This window comes from Psychroserpens mesophilus (genome assembly GCF_000826645.1).
Classification (GTDB): domain Bacteria; phylum Bacteroidota; class Bacteroidia; order Flavobacteriales; family Flavobacteriaceae; genus Psychroserpens; species Psychroserpens mesophilus.
Map to the genome: position 1 here is coordinate 1 of NZ_JXJP01000011.1, position 23,026 is coordinate 23,026.

At 32.1% G+C, this 23,026-nt stretch carries 22 protein-coding genes; all 22 read left to right on the top strand.

The genetic code is table 11. The annotated features are described in order from the left end of the window. Positions 1–26 precede the first annotated feature (26 nt). The 22 genes from TD18_RS10195 to TD18_RS10305 all read left to right on the top strand — a co-directional run bounded on the left by TD18_RS10195 (position 27) and on the right by TD18_RS10305 (position 22,628). Complete coding sequence (locus TD18_RS10195) at positions 27–452, top strand: hypothetical protein (protein ID WP_040252173.1); 426 nt, start codon at positions 27–29, stop codon at positions 450–452. Positions 453–727: 275 nt separating this feature from the next. Further along, positions 728–1,201, top strand: a complete 474-nt coding sequence (locus tag TD18_RS10200; protein ID WP_040252176.1) for a hypothetical protein — start codon at positions 728–730, stop codon at positions 1,199–1,201. Between the two features lie 240 nt (positions 1,202–1,441). After that, entirely contained in the window at positions 1,442–2,080 is a 639-nt protein-coding gene (locus tag TD18_RS10205) for a hypothetical protein (protein ID WP_040252177.1), read from the top strand. Between the two features lie 152 nt (positions 2,081–2,232). After that, positions 2,233–2,787 (top strand): T6SS immunity protein Tdi1 domain-containing protein, encoded by a 555-nt coding sequence (locus tag TD18_RS10210; RefSeq protein WP_040252179.1) that lies wholly within the window; start codon positions 2,233–2,235, stop codon positions 2,785–2,787. Positions 2,788–2,814: 27 nt separating this feature from the next. After that, positions 2,815–3,282 carry a hypothetical protein gene (locus tag TD18_RS10215; RefSeq protein ID WP_040252182.1) on the top strand — a complete coding sequence of 156 codons (468 nt, stop codon included), beginning with the start codon at positions 2,815–2,817 and terminating at the stop codon, positions 3,280–3,282. 259 nt (positions 3,283–3,541) lie between these two features. Then, the gene (locus tag TD18_RS17445; RefSeq protein WP_160289464.1) at positions 3,542–4,396 is read left to right on the top strand and encodes a hypothetical protein; all 855 of its coding nucleotides are present in this window, start codon (positions 3,542–3,544) and stop codon (positions 4,394–4,396) included. Between the two features lie 1,515 nt (positions 4,397–5,911). Next, entirely contained in the window at positions 5,912–6,466 is a 555-nt protein-coding gene (locus tag TD18_RS17495) for a CPCC family cysteine-rich protein (RefSeq protein WP_241480666.1), read from the top strand. A gap of 247 nt (positions 6,467–6,713) precedes the next feature. Then, entirely contained in the window at positions 6,714–7,127 is a 414-nt protein-coding gene (locus TD18_RS16720; RefSeq protein WP_052461130.1) for an immunity 22 family protein, read from the top strand. Between the two features lie 157 nt (positions 7,128–7,284). Next, positions 7,285–7,950: a hypothetical protein gene (locus tag TD18_RS10240; RefSeq protein ID WP_040252194.1), complete on the top strand. Its 666-nt coding sequence runs from the start codon at positions 7,285–7,287 to the stop codon at positions 7,948–7,950. 222 nt (positions 7,951–8,172) lie between these two features. Then, positions 8,173–9,048 carry a WG repeat-containing protein gene (locus TD18_RS10245; protein WP_040252196.1) on the top strand — a complete coding sequence of 292 codons (876 nt, stop codon included), beginning with the start codon at positions 8,173–8,175 and terminating at the stop codon, positions 9,046–9,048. 162 nt (positions 9,049–9,210) lie between these two features. Next, positions 9,211–9,990: a toxin-antitoxin system YwqK family antitoxin gene (locus tag TD18_RS10250; protein ID WP_040252199.1), complete on the top strand. Its 780-nt coding sequence runs from the start codon at positions 9,211–9,213 to the stop codon at positions 9,988–9,990. A 162-nt stretch (positions 9,991–10,152) separates the two neighbouring features. Further along, entirely contained in the window at positions 10,153–10,719 is a 567-nt protein-coding gene (locus tag TD18_RS17205; protein ID WP_160289463.1) for a hypothetical protein, read from the top strand. A gap of 176 nt (positions 10,720–10,895) precedes the next feature. Further along, positions 10,896–11,276, top strand: a complete 381-nt coding sequence (locus tag TD18_RS10260; protein WP_040252204.1) for a hypothetical protein — start codon at positions 10,896–10,898, stop codon at positions 11,274–11,276. Between the two features lie 333 nt (positions 11,277–11,609). After that, positions 11,610–12,497, top strand: a complete 888-nt coding sequence (locus tag TD18_RS10265; protein ID WP_040252207.1) for a DUF2971 domain-containing protein — start codon at positions 11,610–11,612, stop codon at positions 12,495–12,497. A 595-nt stretch (positions 12,498–13,092) separates the two neighbouring features. Further along, a complete protein-coding gene (locus tag TD18_RS10270) occupies positions 13,093–14,166 on the top strand; it encodes a tetratricopeptide repeat protein (RefSeq protein ID WP_152611359.1) in 1,074 nt (357 codons plus the stop codon). A gap of 147 nt (positions 14,167–14,313) precedes the next feature. Then, positions 14,314–14,754, top strand: a complete 441-nt coding sequence (locus TD18_RS10275) for a hypothetical protein (protein ID WP_040252211.1) — start codon at positions 14,314–14,316, stop codon at positions 14,752–14,754. Between the two features lie 1,015 nt (positions 14,755–15,769). Then, entirely contained in the window at positions 15,770–16,363 is a 594-nt protein-coding gene (locus TD18_RS10280; RefSeq protein ID WP_040252213.1) for a TetR/AcrR family transcriptional regulator, read from the top strand. Beyond that, a complete protein-coding gene (locus TD18_RS10285) occupies positions 16,360–16,821 on the top strand; it encodes a hypothetical protein (RefSeq protein WP_040252216.1) in 462 nt (153 codons plus the stop codon). Before TD18_RS10280 ends, TD18_RS10285 begins: the two co-directional genes overlap by 4 nt. Then, positions 16,818–17,108, top strand: coding sequence for a cupin domain-containing protein (locus TD18_RS10290; protein ID WP_040252219.1), 291 nt, complete (start codon positions 16,818–16,820; stop codon positions 17,106–17,108). The genes TD18_RS10285 and TD18_RS10290 overlap by 4 nt, the downstream gene beginning before the upstream one ends. Before the next feature lie 13 nt (positions 17,109–17,121). After that, on the top strand, positions 17,122–18,456 hold the full coding sequence (locus TD18_RS10295) for a TolC family protein (protein WP_040252221.1): 1,335 nt from the start codon (positions 17,122–17,124) through the stop codon (positions 18,454–18,456). Positions 18,457–18,467: 11 nt separating this feature from the next. Beyond that, the gene (locus TD18_RS10300) at positions 18,468–19,523 is read left to right on the top strand and encodes an efflux RND transporter periplasmic adaptor subunit (protein WP_040252223.1); all 1,056 of its coding nucleotides are present in this window, start codon (positions 18,468–18,470) and stop codon (positions 19,521–19,523) included. A 12-nt stretch (positions 19,524–19,535) separates the two neighbouring features. Continuing rightward, positions 19,536–22,628 carry an efflux RND transporter permease subunit gene (locus TD18_RS10305; protein ID WP_040252225.1) on the top strand — a complete coding sequence of 1,031 codons (3,093 nt, stop codon included), beginning with the start codon at positions 19,536–19,538 and terminating at the stop codon, positions 22,626–22,628. Positions 22,629–23,026 lie beyond the last annotated feature (398 nt).

Consider the following 23,026-nt stretch of genomic DNA (forward strand, 5'->3'; position numbering starts at 1 on the left):
CAGGACTAGACATTTGAAACCACAACTTGAAATTAATAATCTACATATCACTTTTTGCTTTTTTACTGTTAGGATGCTCTAATCCAAATCGGAATTTAGTTCTCGTGGAAAACGATTATGAAATTGATTTAACCCAATTAGATTCTGTACGTGAAAATCTAAATGGATTTTGGATTCCAGAAAATCAATTAGATTCTGAAAATATAATTTGGTTTGATTTTCATAAAAAAAAAAACTCATCTATTTGGCGAAGTGTTCCTAAAGAAAAAACTGAATCATATCCTATTTTTTCATGCCCAACTTTAGTTATATTGATAAAAGTAAATGGTAAAACAGCGATTGAATACATTAATTTAGGTGGTTCAGATACAACGAAAATTGAATATCTATCAAAAACTAAATTCAAAATAGACGGAAATACTTATTTGAAACATAAAGGTTATGAATTCTAAAATTGTAGGATAATATAGATTATGAAAAAAACGTGAGGTAACAACGTATAAGCTTCATTGCTACTTATCTTTTCCATCGGAAAAATAATTACAAATAACTTTAGTATATTTACTTAAGAAACAATTCGTTAAGTTCAGTCTTACGTTTTTTTTCCAAACGGAATTCTCGCCTCAAATGGCTCATCCTTGCTTAAAAACGCAAGACTGAAATTCCGCAACAAACCTTATACAAACTCGTTAGCAAACATTAAACTCAAACTCTAAACTTAATCTCATTGGGAATTGAAAAAAATAAATTAATTGGTTTTTTCGGAATTGGAATATTTACTTATAAGACAATTTCAGGTTTAAGTTATAGTTTTTCTGACCTTGCGATAGACTTATTGATTTTATTGGATTCTGAACCTTCTTGGACTTTTTGGATTTCGGAATTAATTGGACTTATCCTTTTTGTAATTTTAATTAATATTGTAATTAATCGGATTTTTGAAAATTATAAAACCATTAGTGAAAACGTTCTGAAATATTTTATTTGGAGTTTTTCTGCATATTTTATTATTCAAGTTTTTCAAATTTCTTATCCTTCAATAAAGTCATTTTTCGAATTTGAAGTAGAAAATCTCGGAATTACAGAATACTATGGATATTTAAGAAAAAACTATATGTTATATTTTACACAATCAATTTTCTATTATTTAGGAGAGATAATTGCAATTATTTTGATTTACAATAAAACAAAGAAAGAATAAAAACGATTTGCTAACAACGTGTAAAGTTAATTGCTACTTCTCTATTCCATCGGAATAATAATTACAAAAACTTTAGTACATTTACTTAAGAAACATTTCGGTAAGTTTAGCCTTGCGTTTTGTTTCCAAACGGAATTTTCGCCAAAAAAGGCTCAGCCTAGCGCCAAAACGCAAGGCTAAAATCCCGCAACAAACCTTACACAAACACGTTGTACCCAATTGATCCGAAATTCGATTTAAATGCACAGTATCAAAGATATTAGAGAAAACTACAAGGGTTTTGACGATTCAAAAATTGAGAATATTGCAAAAAATGAATCAAAAAGACTAAGAAAAGAAGTACTTGAAATATTAAAATCAGAAATTGAAAAACGGAATCTAGATCAAAGGCTAATTACTTGGGTAGATGCGGAAACTAATACTTTAACTGATTTTGAGAGAAAAACCCTGACTGATAAAATTCTAAATCTGAATTGCCCAAATTGCGGAAATAAATACAATAAATTAAGTGGCCAAAAACTTACCACAATAATTTCATTTATTATCTATTCGAGTAAAAACACAAAGAAGAGAATCCTATGTGATTCATGTGCAAAAAAAAATAGAATAGAATCATTATTAACAACTGGAATCTTAGGATGGTGGTCATTAAAAGGTCTTATAGTTACGCCATACACAATAATTAATGAAATAATCAATATCTCATTTCACAAAGAGAAAATAAGTGATGGAATTATAAATGAGTTTTTAGAACAGAATAATGGAATGATTAGATTACATGGAATGGATAATAAAAATCTATCTGATCTTATTTTATGGCACAATAATGATTATGAAATTATAGAAATGGATGAACAATCAGAAAAAGAGAATGAATAAAACAACAGGGTACAACAACGTGTATAATTAATTACTACTGATTTACCTATCGGAAAATCCTCGAAATTAATTAACTTAGTAGCTAATCGGAAAATGACTCATGTCCTTTTCCGTAACTAATCATTACACGAACACGTTGGCACAAATTAAAAATGAACCTCGAACCATTCAAAATTAAGTACAAAAACCAAAAGAAATTGATTGACCAAAAATCAGTTTGCTTAACTACACCGAATAGCGAAATAAACGAATTATTCGAACAATTTGGTGGCTTTTCGTTTGAAAATGGAATTTTAAGAATTCATAATTATGAAACCTCAAAAAAGTGGACTGATATTATCTGTGAGAGTTTTCCAAAATATACAAACCGCATTATAGTTTATGGATTTGACTGGGTTGGGAGACAATTCGCAAAAGATATTAATAAAGATTTTACATATTTATTTGACATCGCAACTGGCGAAGATTTTATGTTGGAACAACCTTTATCTGAATTTTTTAATGTTGACCTAATTGAATTTGCGGATGAAACATTGGACATAAGTGGATTTAAAAATTGGAACTCTAAAAATGTTGAATTGAAATTTAACGAAGTTGTTGCTTATAAAATTCCTTTGTGGCTTGGCGGAAAAGATGATTCAAGTAATTATGAAATAACTGACTCTGAAGTGAATTGGGAAATTAATCGCCAACTAATGAATAAATAACTTACACCTAATACGTTTAAAGTACATTTGAAAAAAAAATTAACTATAATAATAATTCTGTCTTCTCTGATTTCTTGTGTTAGTAGTTCACCTATTTCTGGAATTGACCGCTATATAAAAAAAGTCGATGTACAGAAAGATTATATAGAGACAATAACTGAATATAATATAGAAGCAAGCTCTGAACACGATTTAAATGGTGGCGGAAAAGTTTCTGTTATGACAGATAATGATGGCGTAATTGTCCGCATTTTAGCATATGATAATGAATCGTATCGAAAACCTACGAATTACAAGTTTTATTATCAAAACGGCAACCTTATCTTTTCTAATTTAGTGATATTAAATGAAGCAAGAAATGATACAGTAACTGATATTGATTATTATTTTCTAAATAAAAATTTAATAAAGAAAAAAAATAGAAAACAAAACGAAATACATTCAGAATACATTCTTGAAATGTCGGAATATTACAAAAGACATTATGAAAATTAATAACTTGTGCCAACAACGTGTATAATTAATTGCTCTGGCAAGTGATTATTTGGAAAATTCCTTCGGAATTTTCTCGCGTTCGTTTTTGTTTACTAAATTAGTTGCTGAAACACGCAACTAACCATACACAACAACGTTACCTGTAATTATGAGAATCACGTTTTTTATAATATTATTCTTTCCTATTTTTCTTTTTAGCCAGGTTGAAAAAGCTTATCCTAACGGAAAAACTAAAATCGTCTTTGATACTCTAAATTTTATGATAGATGGAGATTTCAAATTTTTCTATCCGAATGGAAACTTAAAAGCTAAAGGCCAATTTTATAAAAATCATAAAACTGGTATCTGGGAATTTTATTCTTCAAATGGAAAACTTTTATTAGAAAGAAATTACGTAAATAATTTTAATTTCAAATCAGAAGAAAATATTCCTGATTTAAAAGTAGCTGATTACGAATACTGGCACATAAATGATTACGATATATCTTACACAGATATCTTTTTGACTTTAATCTCGAATAATAATATTAATAAAGATTTTTTTGAAAACGATCTATTGCTAAATGAAATAAAAAAATATGTATCGTCTAAAAAGTCAGTTACATACAATGACGATAAGTTTACAAATAAAATTGACTTTATACCAGATGAAAATCTTAAAGAAATAAAGAATTTTGCTTTCAAGGAAATTGTTTTTTATGACGTTAAACATCGAATTATAAATAGAAGAGTTTTAGGAATTATGCCAGTAGAAATAAAAGAAAATGATATAACACCATTATTTTCAATTTATGAACCTAGTTTTAGAGAGTTTTTGAATAATGACATTATATTAAATAAAATATACAATAATCAATATTATGGAGAAGTAATAAAAATTTATGATAAAGATTCAAATGCTTCAAATTTCGAGATAATAAGCCCAAGTTTCACTAATGAAAATATTTCTTGGTTCGATATAAAAAAACCGTTCGATTTAGAAGCGTTTTATTTGGAAAAAGAAGTAAACAATAATTTAAGAATGACAATCGAACCTGAACTATATGTAAATCCTATCGATAGTTTAAATATCATCAACAGAAAAGAGTATATTCAAAAATATAAATTCAACTAAATAACTACAGGTAACAACGTGTATAATTAATTACTGCTGATTTACCTAGCGGAAAATCCCTTGAAATTAATTAACTTAGTAACCAATCGGAAAACGACTCATGTCCTTTTCCGTAACTAATCATAACACGAACACGTTACCAACCATAGTGCAAAAATCATCAGAGTTACTTATTTACAAAGCTGAATCACTAGCTTGAAAGTTTCCTTTTCTTAAATCAAAATTTATCGGAATTATCCTTTTTTTGAGAACTAAACGCTTTAGCGTTCTGATTCGTTCTTTTCAAAAAAAGGCGTTTGTGGTTTTCCTGTGTGCAACCTAAATGCTATTGTGGTCTTTTCTTTTCTGCTAATGTAGCGGAATCTTGGGCTTGTTAACTTAAGTCTGTGAATCGCATTCTGTTTCGGTTGCTGTCTGTGTTTGCCTTTTCTCTGCTTACCACGAACCTGTCATGCACTACAGTAGGTAACACTGTGTATAATTCATGCTCACATTTTTCTTCAATTAAAATTCATATATTTAAACAACTGATTTGCCTCGACTGAAAATCCTATGGATTCTCAATCGCACAAATCATACACAAAAACGTTAGCAACCATAGTGCAAAAATCATCTGAGTTACTTATTTACAAAGCTGAATCACTAGCTTGAAAGTTTTCTTTTCTTAAATCAAAATTCATCGGAATTATCCTTTTTTTGAGAACTAAACGCTTTAGCGTTCTGATTCGTTCTTTTCAAAAAAAGGCGCTTGTGGTTTTCCTGTGTGCAACCTAAATGCAATTGTGATCTTTTCTTTTCTACCAAAGTAGCGGAATCTTGGGTTTTTAAGCTAAGTCTGTGATATGCATTCTGTTTCGGTTGCTGTCTGTATTTGCCTTTTTCTCTGATAACCAAAAACCTGTCATGCACTACAGTAGCTAACAATGTGTATAATTCATGCTTTACTTCTACTTCATCGGAAAATTCATATATTTAACATTATGATTCGCAACGACTGAAAATCTATCGATTCTCAATCGCACAAATCATACACTAAACCGTTACCAACCATAGTGCAAAAATCATCTGAGTTACTTATTTACAAATCTGATTTACTAGCTTATAACTTTCCTACTTTCAATTAAAATTTATCGGAATTATCCTTTTTTTGAGAACTAAACGCTTTAGCGTTCTGATTCGTTCTTTTCAAAAAAAGGCGTTTGTGGTTTTCCTGTGTGCAACCTAAATGCTATTGTGGTCTTTTTTTTTCTGCCAAAGTTGCGGAATCTTGGGCTTGTAAACTTAAGTCTGTGAATCGCATTCTGATTCGGTTGCTGTCTGTGTTTGCTTTTTTCTGTGATTACCAAAAACCTGTCATGCACTACAGTAGGTAACACTGTGTATAATTCATGCTTACATCCTACTTCAATTAAAAATTTATATATTTAACAATATGATTTGCAACGATGGAAAATCTATCGATTCTCAATCGCACAAATCATACACAAAAACGTTGCCACACATTTGACAGAACCATTGAAAATTGACAAACCTCATATCAAGTTACATAAAATTGATGGTCAACTTGTACTTGATATTGACACATGGGAATTGAAAGATATTATTGAAGATTATTTACGCGAGGAATGTGATATTGATTATGAATACTATCATGATTTGAATCCTGAATTTGCGAAAATCAATTATGAAAGTTATCGTCTTTTCTTTTCCGACAGTTATTCTGAAAGCCAAATTACAGACGTTCTGAAAAAATACTCTGATAAAGAATTAATTGAAATTGTTGAATTTCAAAGGTCACAAGCTAATGGAAGGTTTTATTGTGAATGTTGCGGATATAACACGCTAGATGAAAAACCAAACGGAACATATCAAATATGTACGACTTGCTATTGGGAAGATGACCCAATTCAATCAGCTAAACCAGATTATGAAGGTGGAGCAAATAGAGTATCATTAAACCAAGCCAAACGGAATTTTGCCGAATTTGGAGCCTGTGAAAGAGATATGATTAAAAATGTGAATAAAGTACATAAAGATGATATTAGAAACCCGAAATATAAAATGAAATAAAAACGTGTGGCAACAACGTGTATAGTTCATTGCTACACAATGAACTGCATTAAAATTTCTAAATAATATTTATATCTTTAGACAACGGAACAATTGTGCAACTCAACCTTGCGCTTTTTTTCCCGCGGAATTTTCGCCGTATGCTTCGACAAGCTCAGCACAAGCTCGGCTCATCCGAACGCAAGCGCTTCGGCTGAATTCCGCAACGAAACCATACACAAAAACGTTGGCAAACATTTGAGAATCGATGACTAAAAAGATAATTTGCATTTGGATTGGAACTTTTGAATCAGAAAACAAACTCTACAAAAACTATCTGAATTTTGATTATGAAAACGAAGATGAACCTGAATCTGAATTCGGAAAAGATGCTGAATTGGAATATTATGATGAGGATTTTATGGAAAGTTGGTGGTTTAAAAAACTGACTTTGGAAAATCTGGTCGAACACAAAGATGACTTACTCGACTCTGAATATTTTTTCGATGAACTTATTGCGGAATTAAAAAATAGAGATTTAACAAATCGGAATTCGATTTCGTTCTTATTTGGAGAAAATGGAGAACACTCAACAAATGAAATGCTATTCGAATACAACGGAATGAAAATGAATAACAAACCAATTGAATTCGTTTTTCGAAAAGAATATGAACCGAAATAAAAACGATTTGCCAACAACGTGTATAATTAATTGCTTTGGCAAGTGCTTATTTGGAAAATTCCTTCGGAATTTTCTCGCGTTCGTTTTTGTTTACTAACTTAGTTCCTTAACCACGCAACTAACCATACACAAAACCGTTAGGTGCAATTTGATAAAAATGAAAATCAAATCCACAATATTAATTTCCCTTTTAATTTTTTGTAGCTGTAAAGAGTCGAATACTAAAAACAAACTAATTAATCAGAAAGAAAAATCAATTGTTATTGATTCTTCTAAAGCACAAAAACAAGAATTGGTAGTTCACGAAAGCATTCCTATTCCTGAATTAATTGAATTTGTAAAAGAAATTGAAAAAACTGAATGGATTCCAGACACTTTAAGGTTGAGAAAAAAGAAATTATACAATTATTTAGGTAATAAGACTTCATTTAACGGATATCCTTTTTACAGTATCGATTATGAAAATACCGACTTAAAGAAAGCCAGTAAGTTTGAGCCAAATGTTTTAATGAAACTATCTCCAAATCTTGATATTGAATTGTTTAAAAACACTAAAAGTATTTGGGGCTATTTTTATAGAGATAAAAACGGAACAAATACTATTTCTGATGGAATAATAGAACAATGGGAGTTTGAAACTGAATCAGATGCTATAAAGGCTATCGAACAAATTCAGCTTGTTGGACATTTTGTTTACTTTAATACAATGCCTTTTCATTGTAGAGTAAAAAATTATTTAATAACATTTAGGACAAGAGCAATGATGTTTAGTTACGACCAGAAAATAATATTTGAAAAATTTAAAAACAAAAACTGCACCTAACAACGTGTATAGTGTATTGCTTCGAATTTTTCCATCGGAAAAATTCTCACATTAATTAACTATATTTATTTCAGGAAACATCTCGTTGGCTCAGCCTCTCGCTTTTGTCTTCCAACGCGGAATTTTCGCCAGTCAAGCTGGCTCATCCAATCGCAAAAGCTCTCGGCTGAAATCCCGCAACACACCATACACGAACACGTTACCACACATTTGAGAAAAACATTGAGAACGACAATAATAGTACTTCTGATTTTAGTTTCGAGCCTTACATTTGGACAAGGAAACGGACTATATAAATTCCAATCCGAAAATGGCAAATACGGATTTATGGACAAAAACGGAAAAATTAAAGTAAAAGCGGAATATCTTAATGTTGGAGATTTCAGCGAAGGACTTTGCTACGTTTCCAAAGAAGTTATAAAAAAAGGTTACAAATGGATTTTTATCGACACTTTAGGAAATAAAGTTTTCGACATTAAAGATAATTTTCCAGAAACAGAATTTAGCGAAGGATTTGCCCGAATTTCAAGCTTTGAAGAACAATGGTTTGTGAATAGAAACGGAGTAAATAAATTTGGAAAAACTTGGAAAGATGGACACGGAGAATTTAAAAACGGAATTGCATATGTGAGTGACAAAGAATTCTCTGATTTTTATCCGATAGATACAAAAGGAGAAAGAATCGGAACAAAAACTTTTTCAAGAGTAGAGATTTACAACTCAAGAAAAAAAGACAGTATGGAAACAAAAGATAAACCAGAATATAAATCTGATAGTTATGTTCCATTTCAAGAAAATGAATTTTGGGGTTTCAAAGACAGTTTAGGCAATGTCGTAATTAAGCCAAAGTTTTATAAAGTAGATAAATTTAAAAATGGAGTTTGTGGTGTTAGAGTAAATAAGCGTGATTTTGAAATTGCAAATGACTATTTTCTTGATGCTATCATAAATGAGAGTGGAGAAATTCTCAATGAAATAGAAATGCATTGCTATTTGGGATTTCAAGGAGAGTTAATTGAGTTTTATGGAGCACCTCATTTCGGTGGTGGAGTTCACTATCTGAATAAAAAAGGAGAAAAAATAAAACCAACCGAATAAAAAAAACGTGTGGTAACAACGTGTATAGCTCATTGCGGCTGAATTCCTAATCGGAATTCATTGCAATTTGCTATCTTTCGGTTACGGCGGAAAGAATCCTGCGGATTTTTCCGCAACGAAGCCATACACAAAACCGTTGTAGCCAATTTGAGAAAAACCCAAATGAATAGAATAATACTCATTTTAATTTCACTCTTTTTTCTTTCTTGTCAATTTGATTTGACCGATAAAGCAAATGTCACTAATCTTAAATTGTATTATGACAAAGAGAATACAATTATTAAGGAAGATAGAACGACTTATAAAGTTGGAGATATTGTCAAAGGAAGTACAATATTGTATCACGAAAATGGAAAAATAATGGGAGAAGGAAGTGTTAAAGGAGATTTAGAAAAATCTATACGCTATGGAAATTGGAAATATTATCACGAAAATGGAAAATTACTTTCAAAAGGAGAATTAGAAGAGGATGAAAAAATTGGATATTGGGAGCAGTTTTATGATAATGGGAATTTTGCTTCTAAAGGCAACTATAAAGCAGGAAAAGAAACTGGAGAATGGAAATATTACTATGAAAATGGACAGCTTCAACAAGAGATAAATTTTGTGAACGGAAAACCAAATGGACTAATAAAAGATTACTTCCCAAATGGAAAGGTTAAAGTCAAAAGTGTTCTTGTAAACGGAGTAGAAAATGGACTAACTACACAATATTGGGAAAATGGAAATGTCGCCTCACAAATTAGTTACGTGAATGGAGAAAAAATTGGAATATTAAGAGAATATTTTGAGAATGGAAAATTATCCGTCGAAGGACAATGGAATATAGATAAGCCAATTGGAGAAATGAAAACGTACACCGAAAAAGGCGAATTGAAAGCTACTTATGTAATTGATAGCATTGGAGAAATTACATCTGAAAAAATATTAATCGAGGAATAAAAACTGGCTACAACAACGTGTATAATTAATTACTGCTGATTTACCTGTCGGAAAATCCCTTGAAATTAATTAACTTAGTGCTTATCGGAAAACGACTAACATCCTTTACCGCAACTAATCATAACACGAACACGTTAGCAGCAATTTGAATCCGCAACCAAAATGAGAACAAGAATTATTTTTTTATACTTATTGATTTTCCTTTTTATGTTCTCGTGCAACGAGAGTGAAGAAGAAATTAATCTCGGAAATAATTTTTATTATATCCCATTTCAAGAAATAATATTTGACGTAACAACTTTTCAAGGAAATGGAATTTACCAAATTGAAAATTATAAAAAAATCCCTGTTATTTTACCTGATATTGATAGGTATGAATATAATTCTGAGTTCATTATTGTAAAACAGAATTTCGACTTCGAACAAACCTCTCGACTGGTAGAAAGTATGATATTTCTACCTAAAACATATTTTACGTATGACAGAGAATATATTCCTCTAAATGAACACTTTTTGACCAAATTAGACACGTCGGAAAATAACAGTATTTATTCTGAAAAATTTACTCGTGAACTTTTAGAAAATTCTTCTGCGATTAAAAAAATGAGAATGAACAAGGAAAATTACTATGTGATTAAAAAAAAGGAACTGAAAATTAATGGACCATTTACCAAAAATGAATTCAAAGAAATAAAAAAGAGCCTTGGAATAAATTTAAGTTTTGAATAAAAAAAAACAGCTGCTAACACCGTATAAAAAAAATTGCTAGTTTTAGCTAAACCAAAGTTAGTTGCTCGTTTGCTAGCTTCTGATTTTCCTTCGGAAAATCCTCGCATACAAACACGCAACTTTCCTTATACATAAACGTTGCCATTCATTGCGGAACGCACACAAAATCGAAAAAAATGAAAAAAATATTGTTTGAATTACCTGAATACTACTTAATAATTTTAGTCATTTTAGCTGGATATTCACCACCATTTTATATTAATCCTATTTTTATTGGAATTGCGGGAATCTTTATTCTTCAAATTATTTTTAAAAACAGGATTTCAGGAATATCATTAGGCATTCTTTTCTTTTTAGTCAATCTATATTTTATCGGAGCTTTAATTTCGGAATTCAGTGAATTCACTGAATTTAATAATAACGCAAAGCAATTACTATTTGTAGGCTTGACTATTTGGATTATGAATACAATATTATCATTAACTATGATTTATAAATATTCAACGAATAACTTTAAGAAAGGCTCACGGATAGAATTGGAAAAGCAAAGTATTTAATCAGATAGCGGAATTGAGCTACAGAACTTGGAATAAATTACTCATACGAATTCTGACTAAAAATCTGAATTGGAAATTTTAGAAATAAAACGCTGACTGAATTCACTTAAATGCTGAAAAGTTAAAAAAGGAATTTAGACAAATAATTTGAACTGAAAAAACAACGAAATGGCAACAACGTGTATAATTAATTACTGCTGATTTACCTAACGGAAAATCCCTTGAAATTAATTAACTTAGTAACTTATCGGAAAACGACTCATATCCTTTTCCGTAACTAATCATTACACGAACACGTTAGCTGTAATCAAAAAAAAGAATTTCACGAATTAAATGAATAAGCCAAATCCCAATCATAAATATCTTACTTTACAATTAAAATGGGGACGTGAAGATTATAGACATCTTTTGAAATTTAACATGCAGTATCCAGATTATCTTAAGAGCGAAATGTTCTATAAAGAAGTTAAGCTAACAGAACCTAATTTTTTGTACAAATTTTTTAGAGCGGATAAATACAGTTTAGCCTCTCTAAAAGACAGTTACCTTTATTTTTCTAATCCAAGTGGCTTTGGAGATGAATACGATTGTCTGATTTCTAATGATGATATTATAACTGATATTACTAATGATGATGAAAACATTAAAGAAAACTTAGGAGTTTGTTGCTTCTGTACTGTTAACGATGAAGACCAAATGTGGGATTATTATGCAGATGGATTTAAAGGATTCGCATTAAAATTCAAGAATAATAGCAAGTTCTTACCTTATAGTAGCGACATTGCGATCAAGTCACATGTAATGTATCTTAAGGATAATGGATCTAATAATCCTAATTTAATCGAAACTCTTAAATCCTTAGAAAACAAACATGTGCCTGAAGTGACAAAGTTTTGGAAAAAAATAGTTTTATATCATCATGAACTTTGTAGAAAAAGAATTAAATATAATTTTGAAAAAGAATACAGAGTGATAAGTGTTAATGCTAATGAATTTAGTAGAGAAGCATCTATAGAGAGCAAGACTATTGATTCAATTTATATTGGAAATAAAATGGAAACAAAATTCCTAAATAAACTTATTTCAATTTTAAAAGACTATAAGCATATCAAAATCTTTGTTGTAACTCACAATTACGAAAAGCAAGTTCTAAAATATAAAAGAGCAAAAAACATTTCTGAACTACCTAACATTATGAAGAGTCGACAAGACTACAGCTAACAACGTGTATAACTAATTGTTCGGTCTGTGTGTACTCGGAAAATCCTATCGGATTTTCCTATTGGTTAGTTTCTTTTTGCTAACTTAGTTCAAACCAACGCAACTAGCCATAACACGAACACGTTACCAACCATAGTGCAAAAATCATCAGTGTAACTTTTTTACCAAACTGAATCACTAGTTTGTAACTCTTCTCTTTTCAAATATAATTCATCGGAATGATCCTTTTTTTGAGAACTAAACGCTTTGGCGTTCTGATTCGTTCTTTTCAAAAAAAGGTGTTCGCTCTTTCCTGTGTCGCAACCTAAATGCTATTATGGTCGTTTCTTTTTTACTTAATCAACGGATTCTTGGGATTGTTTGCTTAAGTCTGTTAAAGCATTCTGATTCGGTTGCTCTTTTGTACTTACTCTTTTCTGTCTTTTCCATTGGTTCGTTCTGCACTACAGTAGGTAACAATATGTATAATTAATGCTCACTTTAGAATATCATAGAAAAAATACTATCTTTATAAAAATGATTCGCTACGACTGAAAATCTATCGATTCTCAATCGCACTAATCATACACTAAACCGTTGTAGGTAATTTAAAAAAATGATGAAAAACATACTTTTATTATTCCTTCTAATTACAATCAAATCGTATTGTCAAAAAGTCAATATTTCGGAATTGAATGGAGATTGGATAAAATATAAGATTGAGATGAAAGATGGCAGTAGTTTAATTGACCGATTCTTTACTGACTCTTCTTACGTCAATTACACTTTTAAAAAATTGGAAATGTGTACTAACGGAAATCCAACTCATAGAGTAAATGAAGTATGTTTTCCATTCTCATTAAATCAAAACTTTATCAAAACATCTTCAACTTCTGGTTACGAAATAGAAAGAGTACAAAATGACACGTTGATTCTCTGTGAAACAATAAACGGAATGGAAAACGACAAATTAAAGAGGTTCTATTTTGTTAGAGAACAAAAATTATTCAATGAAATTAAAGAGGAAAAAGGAGAAAGTAAAAATCAAGTTGCAAATGAATTCTATACACCAACTTTAAAATCGAGTTTAATGCTTGAACTGAACAAAGCTTTCAAAAAAAAACACAGCAACTTTAAAGCTAAAGGAATTATAACAATTGATTTAAAAAATAAAAATATAAGTACCTTAATAAATTTCTCTAACACAAATGACTCAAGTAAAATTGAGAGAATAAAGAAAGTAATTGACAAATCGTATAAACTTTGGAATTTAAATAAATTCAAACATCTTGAAAAGTTGGAAATGCCATTTGTTTTAAAAGACGAAAAAACCAAAACATTTCGTGGAATTTCAATGAAATTTTTTACTGATTCGTTCTATCAGTTAGACCATTTTTATGGTGGAGACACAAGAATAATTCAAGAAGCTGGAAAATATTTTAATAAAGGAATAATCTCTTATCAGAATAAAGATTATGAGAATTCTATAAAAAACTTCACCAAAAGTTATGAGTTAGACCCAAAAAACATAGATGCGCTTTATAACAGAGCTGCTATTTTCTTTGAAACTGGAAAACTGGAATTAGCCTGTAAAGATTGGAATGAATTATCTGAACTAGGACAGAAAAGAGGTATTGAATTATTAAAGAATAACTGTAAAAAAACTACCTACAACACCGTGTATAATTAATGGCTAGTTCTCGCCTACTTACGAAAATCCTCGCGGATTTTCTATTCGGTTTTTATTTGCTAAATTAGGTACTTAAACACGCCACTAATCATACACAAACACGTTGGCATTAATTAGAGAAAACTATGATTTATAAAAAATAGTTAAATGACAAATCAAATTTTTAAATTTTTTATTTACGTATTCATCTGTCTTAATATTTTAAATTGTAAGAACGATACGGACAAAAAAAAATCTTCTGAAGAGCAAATCCAATTAGATATTAATAAATCAAAGAATATTTATGTAAGTGATGATAAAACTTTAGAAGTTTTTATAGAAAACAATGCGGAATTTTTAATTGTAGGAAAACCAACTCTTATCTATTTTAAGAAAGATAAATTACATAAAAGCATATCTGGAATTAATGTTGGCGGAGAACTTGTACTTGATTTAGCTCAAGATATTAAAATAGAAGCTAACAGTGCAAATTTATTATTAACTGCAACTGAAAAAAGTTTAGAAGATGGATTTATAAAAATTGAATACGTTGAAAGACTTGATGATAGTGAAAATTTTATCCATAAAATTAATATTCCAGTAAAATAAGTAACTAATGCCAACAACGTGTATGGTCAATACTACAGAATTTTTCCAGCGGAAAAATTCTCGCATAATTTAACTATATTTATTTCAGGAAACATTTTGCAAGCTCAACCGCTCGCTTTGTTTCCCAACGGAATTTTCGCCAGAAAAAAACTGGCTCATCCGAATCGCAAAGCGTTCGGCTGAATTCCGTACAAACCATACACAAACTCGTTACCAACCATAGTGCAAAAATCATCTGAGTTACTTTTTTACGAAACTGAATCACTAGCTTGTAACTTTTTCTATTTCAATTAAAATTCATCGGAATTATCCTTTTTTTGAGAACTAAACGCTTTGGCGTTCTGATTCGTTCTTTTCAAAAAAAGGCGTTTGTGATTTTTCCTAAGTGCAACCTAAATGCAATTGTGATATTTTCCCTTTTGCCAAAGTTGCGGTTTCTTGGGATTGTCAGCCAAAAACTTTAAAAAGCATTTTGAAACGGTTGCTCTCTGTGTTTGCTTTTTTATGTGATTACCAAAAACCTGTCATGCACTACAGTAGGTAACACTGTGTATAATCCATGCTCACTTTTTTCTTCAATTAAAATTCATATATTTAAACAACTGATTTGCATCGATTGAAAATCCTATGGATTCTCATTCGCACAAATCATACACAAAACCGTTGTAAGCAAGCCAAAAAACGAACCTAATTCGAAAAACAGACAACTGAAAATCGAAATTTGACATCTTAAAATAAACTTGCGGACTAACTTTGGCGACACACTAACCGACCCAAATGTTTTAAAAATTTCCCCACCACACATTTTAAAAAATAATTTTAGCCAGCCGCACATTGGCACATTTGGGGTTTGCCCTTTTCATACAAGGCAACACAGACAAACCCCAAAAGAACCAATTACTCACCGAACCAGATGATTTTGGTTAGATTTTAAAGTATTCTCCCAAAAAACTTGTATGTGTGAACATAATTCAGTTATCTTTGCAGAGTGAACACTCACTAACTTAAATTAATCATGACGGCAGAAATTTCCGATAGACAACTCGAAATCATTGAAGCAGCAGGAAAAATATTGACGGCTTCAGGAATAAGTGGGCTAACAATTAAGAACTTGGCTAAGGAAATGAAATTTTCTGAAAGTGCTATTTACAGACACTTTGCTAGCAAGGAAGAAATCATTATTGCCTTACTTGAATATCTTGCTGAAAATATGGATGAGCGTTACTCTCGTGCGATTAAAAGCGAACAATCGCCTGAAGAAAAATTTGAAGCGCTGTTTCTAAATCAATTTTTATTCTTTAAAAAGCATCCACATTTTGTAGTGGCTGTATTCTCTGACGGTTTGATGGAAGAAAGCCAACGTATCAACGAAACCATATCAAAAATAATGGCGGTAAAAATGAAACATTTGATGCCCATTATTCTGGAAGGACAGCAAAAAAACATTTTCACCAATTCCATTACTTCTGAAGATTTAGTTCATATCGTGATGGGTGCTTTTAGGCTTCAAATGTACAAATGGAGAGTGGCAAAATTCCAATTTGACATCATCCGAAACGGAAGCATCTTGATACAATCACTATTAACAATCATAAAAACAAAGCAATGAATAAAGTAATCTTAACACTTTCGGTAATTAGCCTTTTGCTATTTGGCTGTGGCAATTCCACAAACGAAAAATCAAATAATCAAGCTTATGTAGTCGAACACAATGAACATCATCACGATGATGAAAGTAAAGCCCTTCAACTCAATAGTGGTGAAAAATGGGTTGTGAATGAAGAGATGAAACCTTTTATCCTTAAAGCAGAGGGGATTTTGAATCAATACCTTGAAAGCGAATCCCAAGATTATCAAATTTTGGCTGCCCAACTTAAAGAAGAAAATAGTGGACTCATAAAGAGTTGCACAATGAAAGGTGAAAGTCACGATGAATTGCATAAGTGGTTATACCCACACATTGAATTAATCGAATCTTTGTCGAAGGCAGAATCAACAGAACAAGCAAACAAGATTGTCACAGATCTTCAAGCTTCATTTTCAACATACAATCAATATTTCCAATGAAAAATTTAATAGAATTACACCAACATGAAAAAGAAGTTTCAGCTGTAAACTTATTTAAAGGCGAACTTGGTACAACTACTGCAATTCAACTTGAACGAAATGGAACTTTGAAAGAACACATCACCAAAACACCTGCTTTATTGCTCTGCGTAAGTGGATTTGTAACCTACGAAGATGAAACCGAGCAGGAAATTAAGTTGGAGTCAGGCGACTATGTGAATATTACTCCCAATGTAAAACATTGGTTGTATGCTTCTGTAAAATCTCAACTTATCTTATTAAAATAAAAAAATTTGACCAATGAAGTTAGCGAATATTCACAAACATTATGTTGCTCTATTATTGATAATAGGAGGATTACAATCTGCTCATGCACAAACTTGGTCGTTGCAACAATGTATTGACACAGCGCAGGTTCATAACAAAAACCTGCAAATAACTAGAAACAATATAGCTATTGGTGAGCAAAGAGAGAAAGAAGCCAAAGCCAATTTAATTCCGAAAATAACAGCCAATGCGGATTACAAATACTTTACTAACCTACCCTATCAGCTTTTACCCCTCAATGCACTAAATCCTGCAGCTCCCGAAGGAGAATATAGAGCAGCACAGTTTGGCGTTCCGCATAACATCAACGCAAACTTGCAACTCTCAATGCCTTTGTATAATCCGCAGGTTTATGGAGCAATACAAACAACAAAAATTGCTTCGGAATTGACAGACTTGCAGTATCAAAAAACCGAAGAGCAAATCTATTTTGAAATTTCCAATTTGTATTACAATGCCCAAATCTTGCATCATCAATTGGCATTTATTGACAGTAATCTGATTAATGCAAAAAGACTTCTAAAAAATATGCAATTGCTCAATGAACAATTGCTTGCTAAAGGAACAGATGTAAGCAAGGTGAAATTGCAAGTATCACAATTAACCACCCAAAAGGAGACTATCAAAAGCAAATACGAGCAGGTTCTTAATGCGTTGAAATTTGCTATGGGCATTTCTATAGAACATAATTTGCAAATTGAACCAAATATTCAATATCAAAACACAAATGAATATACTCCTGCATCCACTTTAGATATTCGTATCATAAAAACTCAAAACCGCTTATTATGGAGTGAACTCAATACACTCAACAAATCAAGGTATTTGCCCTCGCTTAATCTGGTTGGAATGTATGGAACAACAGGCTTTGGTTATAACGGAGAACCTTCTTCTTTCCTTGATTTTTATCCGATTGGTTTTGCAGGTATTCAATTAACCTATCCGCTATTTAACGGAACAGTTACCAAACGAAAAGTACTTCAGAAAACACTTGAACTCCGAAACAATGAACTTCAGTTTGGAATGCTTACTGAGCAAAATAATATGCAAGTTGAAAATGCCAAACAGCAAAGAGAAATCACTAAAAAAACGGTTGAAACCACAACCGAACAAATTCAATTGGCACAAACAATCTACGAACAAACCCTTCTTCAACAGAAGCAAGGAACGGCAAGTTTAACGGATGTTTTACTCACAGATAACGCACTACGCGAAGCACAGCAAACCTACCTGACTACGGTAATAGATTACCTAAAAGCAGATCTCGAATTAAAAAAACTTACAGGAAACATTTCACTAAATAATTAAAATCAGTCAAAATGAATTGGAAGAAAATAATAGGTATTATAGTCGCAATAGTGATTGCTGCCTTATTTGTTTTTAAGCTCAGAACAAACAAAAATATTGCGGAAGAAAGAGTCTATCAATACGATAAAGAACAAGCTATAAATGTTCAAGTAGATACATTGCAACTTGAAATTATAAATGCAGAATATTCATATACAGGAACATTTCAACCAAATAAGGAAACCAAAATAAGTGCTGAACTACAAGGTAAAATCAATACCATTTTAGTTGATGCTGGAAGCGTGGTAAGCAAAGGACAACCTTTAATTCTATTGGATAATTCATTGCTGAAATTGCAACTGCAAACTATTGAAGTGCAAATAGAAGGATTGGAAGCAGATGTAAACCGCTATACCATTTTGGCTGAAGCAGATGCCATTCAAGGAGTTCAATTGGAAAAGGCGGAATTAGGTTTGAAATCTGCAAAAGTTCAAAAAGCAACTTTGTTAGAGCAGATAAGCAAAACCACTATTAGAGCTCCTTTTAGCGGAGTGGTAACTGCTAAATTAAGTGAAGAAGGAGCTTTTGCTGCACCGGGCGTTCCATTGCTCCAAATAACGGACATTACTACTTTAAAATTCACCATAAATGTTCCTGAAAAAGATTTAAGCCAGTTCAAATTAAATCAAACCCTACCTCTTTCGGCAGATGCCTATTCTGAAATTATATTGACTGGAAAAACTACTATGATTGGTAGTAAAGCAAATATGGGCAGTAGTTTTCCAGTTCAGTTTATGGTAAAAAACACCTCCGATTTAAAAATAAAATCTGGAATGTTTGGTAAAGTTTTAGTCAAAAGTGAAACGTCTGGAAAGGGAATTATCATACCATCATCTGCCATAAAAGGCACAGAGAACCAACCCCAGGTTTATGTTGTGAAAAATGGCAAAGCCCTTTTGCAAGGCATCACTATTTCAAAAAAGATACAGAACAAAGCAGTTGTTTCAAATGGATTAAATGAAGGTGATGTAATTGTAACGAATGGCTTAATCAATCTTTTTGATGGGGCAGATGTAACTGTTAAATAAAATCAGCGAAAAATGAATATTACAGAAATATCAATCAAACGTCCTTCGCTGATCATAGTGCTTTTCAGCGTATTTACATTATTAGGATTTATTGGGTATAAAAATTTAAGCTACGAATTAATGCCTGATTTTAATCAGCCAGTAGTTGTCATTAAAACAGTATATCCGGGTGCTGAACCAAATGAAGTAGAAACATCTGTTTCACGAAAAATCGAAGATGCTTTATCCAACTTGGAGGGTGTAGATTATTTGGTTACGAAATCATTGCCTAATGCTTCTATCATCATCGCGAATCTGAACTACGGAACCGACTTGGACAAATCAATGCAAGATGCACAACGCTATATTGATAATATTCGGAAGGATTTACCGGACGAGATATTGAGTCCTGTAATGAGCAAAGTTTCCCCCAATGATTTACCGATAATGTCTATCAGTGCAACAAGTAACTTGTCTGCTACTGAGTTTTATCAAAAAATGGAAGATGATTTTTTGCCACAAATACAACAAATAAAAGGTGTTGCAGAGATTACAGTTTTAGGCGGAGAGGAAAGAGAAATACAAGTTAAAATCGATCAGGACAAGCTGAAACTATATAAAATATCAATGCTTCAGGTTGTTGAAGCAATTAACCGTTCGGGTTTAGACTTTCCTGCAGGAAAGGTGCAAACGGAAAAAGAAAGTAATTCTATTCGTTTAGCAGGGAAATTCGCATCTATTGAGGACATTAAAAATGTTCAGGTGGCAATGCCAGCCATAGGAAGTCCTGTTTATGTAAAAGATGTGGCAGATGTTAAAGATGGCATAAAGGAAACAACTTCCATCAGTCGATACAATGGAAAGGATGGTATTGGTTTACTGTTGAAAAAACAAGGCGATGCAAACGCTGTAGATGTATCAAAAGCAATTCGGGAGAAATTTCAATTCATCGAACAACAAAATGCCAGTTCGGGCGTGAAATTTATTATTGCAGACGATAGCACCGATAATACGATTGCAGCCGTTAACTCCGTTGTTTTTGACTTGATTTTAGCAGTTCTGTTGGTATCGTTGGTAATGCTTTTATTTCTAAGAAGTTTTAGAAACTCCTTAATCGTTTTGGTTGCCATTCCAACGTCTTTAGTTACTGCATTCGCTGTGATGTGGCTTTTGGGTTACACCTTAAACTTAATGACCTTGCTTGCAATGTCTTTAATCATCGGTATTTTGGTAGATGATGCTACCGTAGTTTTAGAAAACATTCAAAAACATTTGGACAGAGGAAAAGATAAACGAACGGCTGCAATGGATGGTAGAATGGAAATTGGCTTTGCCGCTTTATCCATCACCTTGGTTGACGTTGTAGTTTTTTTACCTATTCTTTTTCTACAAGTGTTTGTTGCAGATATGCTCAAGCAGTTTTCTGTTGTGGTAATAACCTCTACACTCACCAGTTTATTGGTTGGTTTTACTTTAACGCCTTGGATGGCTTCTCGAATTGGCAAAAAAGAGGACTTACAACCTACCAATTTTTTCAATCGCTTTTTGCTCTGGTTTGAAATTCAATTAGAAAATTTTAATGAATGGTATGGTCGCAGATTAGAATGGGTATTGAGCCATAAATTAGCTTTTACAGGTATCGTTATTGTGCTTTTTGCAATGACATTAGGTATTATGAAACAAGGAATTATTGGAAAAGAATTAATATCAACAGGCGACCAAGGTAAATTTAGAATGGCATTAGAATTTGATAAATCCACTTCCATTCAGCAAAACAATTTAATTGCTCAAAAGATTGAAACATACATTATTCAACAACCCGAAGTAGCAACAGTATTCAGCAACATTGGCGGACCAAGCACAGGCATTGGGAGTTTGGGTGTAGGTTCAGCAAATAAAACTGAATTTACGATTCAATTAAAATCCAAAAAGGAATTGGATAATTTACCTACTGAAACATTTATGAAAAATCTTCGGGAAGAACTAAAGTCAAAATTTCCGAGTATCAATTATTCAATGGCAGCATTGGGTTTAATTCCACGTTCAGCACCAATTGAAATTACGTTAAGCGGTAGCAATTTGGATTTGGTAATGAAAACAGGCGATGAATTGAAAACGGTAATTGAAAAAATTCCCGGTGCGGATAATGTTCGCATATCCGTTGAAGCAGGTAGCCCTGAATACAAAATAATTCCCGACAAAGATAAAATGCAACGATTGAATTTAACAACCGCTTATGTTGGATTGAACCTAAGAACTGCATTTACAGGAAATGATGATGCGACCCTAACTGAAAACGGAACGGAATATCCTGTGCGAATTTGGTTAGATGAATTTAGCAGACGAAATTTTGAAGATGTCCAACAACTTTCAATTATTAACCATTTGGGGATACCAGTTGAAGTTTCACAATTTGCAAGCGTTGAGCAAGACAATTCTCCTTCACTATTGGAGCGAAAAGACAGACAACCAGCAGTTACTTTGACAGCAGACGCATTGGGCAGACCATCAGGAACTGTAGCAGACGATGTAGTAGCATATCTCAAAGAAAATCCTTTGCCAAACGGAATACAAATGACTTGGGGTAGCGACATCAAAAGACAGAATGATAGTTTTGGAGCATTAGGTTCAGTTTTGCTGATTTCGTTTTTGCTGATTTACCTGATTATGGTAGCACTATATGACAGTTTTGTTTATCCATTTGTAGTTTTGTTTTCTATACCAGTAGCTGCAATTGGGGCTTTTTTCGCTTTGAATTTGTCTTTGAGCAATTTGAGTTTATTTGCCTTGTTGGGTTTAATTATGCTAATGGGATTAGTAGTAAAAAATGCTATTCTAATTGTGGATTTCACCAATCAATTAAAAGCAGAAGGCAAACATTTTAAAGAAGCCTTAATCATTGCAGGAAAAGGTCGTATGCGACCAATCCTAATGACAACGCTATCAATGGTTGTTGGTATGCTTCCCATTGCAATGGCAACAGGAACAGCAGCAGAATGGAAAAACGGTTTAGCTTGGGTAATCATTGGCGGACTTCTATCATCTTTAATTTTGACTGTGTTTTTAGTGCCTATGGTCTATTATTTAGTGGACACAGCAAAAGAGAAAATAAACAGAAGAAAATAGCTATCACACAGGTGTAAGCACATTTGCAATTCGCACTAGCCAACGCACAGACCAAAAATTGCAAAAGAGCTTACACCTTTACCACCCAAAGAAAAATTATTTTTTAAAATTTCCTTCCCTTCTAAAATTTTTAAAACCGCTACCCACAGCCGACACAAACAGACCCAATCTTAACTCGACAACAACACCGAAACTCACAGTGGACAAGGACTTTACAACCTCGACAGAAAAGAAGGCCAGCTTACAACACTATATAAAAGCAATAGCGGTTTGAGTGTAAACTCGAACTGTTTTTGCATTTAATTAAGTATCTTGCTATCCGAAAAGTCAGTTCATTAAATCCGCTACTGCTCTTATACTTGGCCGTTGTACAACATTCTGACCCGTCCTGAATAAAG